General features: G+C 76.5%; 1 protein-coding gene and 1 pseudogene. Both read left to right on the top strand.

Annotated elements, in window-relative coordinates; translation table 11 throughout:
• The coding region (locus tag B9S57_RS21915; RefSeq protein WP_146057788.1) for a VWA domain-containing protein at nt 1–1055 on the top strand (1055 nt) is incomplete at its 5' end.
• Nucleotides 1052–1727: pseudogene (locus B9S57_RS21920) on the top strand (hypothetical protein); the annotation flags it as partial. The gene B9S57_RS21915 and the pseudogene B9S57_RS21920, both read left to right, overlap by 4 nt.

Consider the following 1727-nt stretch of genomic DNA (forward strand, 5'->3'; position numbering starts at 1 on the left):
CCGACCGGCTGCCGTCCGGTGCCGCCCGGCTGGCCACCGCTCTGGACGAGCTGTACGGCGCGGGACGCGGTGAGGGGTCGCGCGGCGGTATGCCCGGTCAGGGCGGTGGCCGCGAGGCGTCGTTCCCCGGCGTCCGCGAGTGGTCCGAGGAACTGGCCGCGCTCTTCGGCCCCGGAGTCCGCGAGGAGGTCCTCGCCGCCGCTGCCGCGACCGGTCGGCCGGACGTCCTCACCGAGATCGACCCGGCGGCCGCCACACCCTCCGTGGAACTGCTCCGTACGGTCCTGCGGTACGCCGGCGGCCTTCCCGAGGCGCGACTGGCGGCGCTCCGGCCCCTGGTCCGCCGCCTGGTCGACGAACTGACCCGGCAGCTCACCACCCGGCTGCGGCCGGCGCTCACCGGCACGATGTCGGCCCGGCCCACCCGTCGCCCCGGCGGCCGGCTGGACCTGCCGCGCACGCTCCGCGCCAACCTGGCCACCGCCCGCCGGACGCCCGACGGCACGGTCCAGGTGCTTCCCGAGGCGCCGGTCTTCCGCAGCCGCGCCCGCCGTTCGGCCGACTGGCGCCTGATCCTGGTCACCGACGTCTCCGGATCCATGGAGGCGTCCACGATCTGGTCCGCGCTGACCGCCTCCGTGCTGGCCGGCGTGCCGAGTCTGAGCACCCACTTCCTCGCGTTCTCCACCGAGGTCGTCGACCTCACCGGCCATGTGCACGACCCTCTCTCCCTCCTGCTGGAGGTGAGCGTGGGCGGCGGCACGCACATCGCCGCAGCTCTGCGGCACGCGCGCAGCCTGATCACGGTGCCCACCCGCACCCTCGTCGTCGTCATCAGCGACTTCGAGGAGGGGGCGCCGCTCGGCGGACTGCTGACGGAGGTGCGGGCCCTGGTGGCCACCGGGTGCCACGTCCTCGGGTGCGCGAGTCTCGACGACGCGGGCCGGCCCCGCTACTCGACGGGTGTCGCCGGCCAGGTCGTGGCCGCCGGTATGCCCGTGGCCGCACTCAGCCCACTCGAACTGGCCCGCTGGATAGGGGAGAAGACCGCATGACCGCCGTCCCGTTGCCACCCGTCGCGCCGGAGGTCACGGCCACGCTGGTGGAGCACCTCTCGCCCCGGCTGCGCAAGCGGCTGGACGCGGCGGTGACCAAGCTCGCCGCCCGCCCGGCGCACCGTGACGGGGACACCGTCACGATCGCGGTCGACGACGAGACCGATCTGCGCCTGCACGCTCCGGGCGGTGCGGTGGCGACGGCGGACGCCATCACCTGCGGCTGTCTCCTCGCCCCGGCATGCGTTCACCGCGCGGCGGCGGCCTGCGCCGCCCCCGCGGCGGACCAGGCCCCCGAGCCCGCCGGGCAACCGACCCCGGGGACGGCCGAATCCGCACCGCACCCCGACAGCACCGCTACCACGGCCCCCGAGCTCGCCCACGCCCCCGTATCCGACGTGGCGAACCCGGCCCAGCGTGCCGCCGCCGACGCCCTGTGGTCGGCGGCCGCCGCGGTGCTGGAGGCCGGTGTCGACGGGGCCGGTGCCGTCGCCCAGGCGTCGCTCCTCCGCGCCGCGCACACCGCCCGGCTCCAGCAGCTGCCGCGCGCCGCGGGCGCCGCCCTGTCCGTCGTCACGCTCCTGCGCGCGGCCCGCGCCGGGGACCCGTCCTACCGCACCTTTGATCTCGTCACCGCCCTGGCCGAACTCCTCGGGACCGCGCACCGGGTGG

The organism is Streptomyces sp. SM10, assembly GCF_002910915.1.
GTDB lineage: Bacteria > Actinomycetota > Actinomycetes > Streptomycetales > Streptomycetaceae > Streptomyces.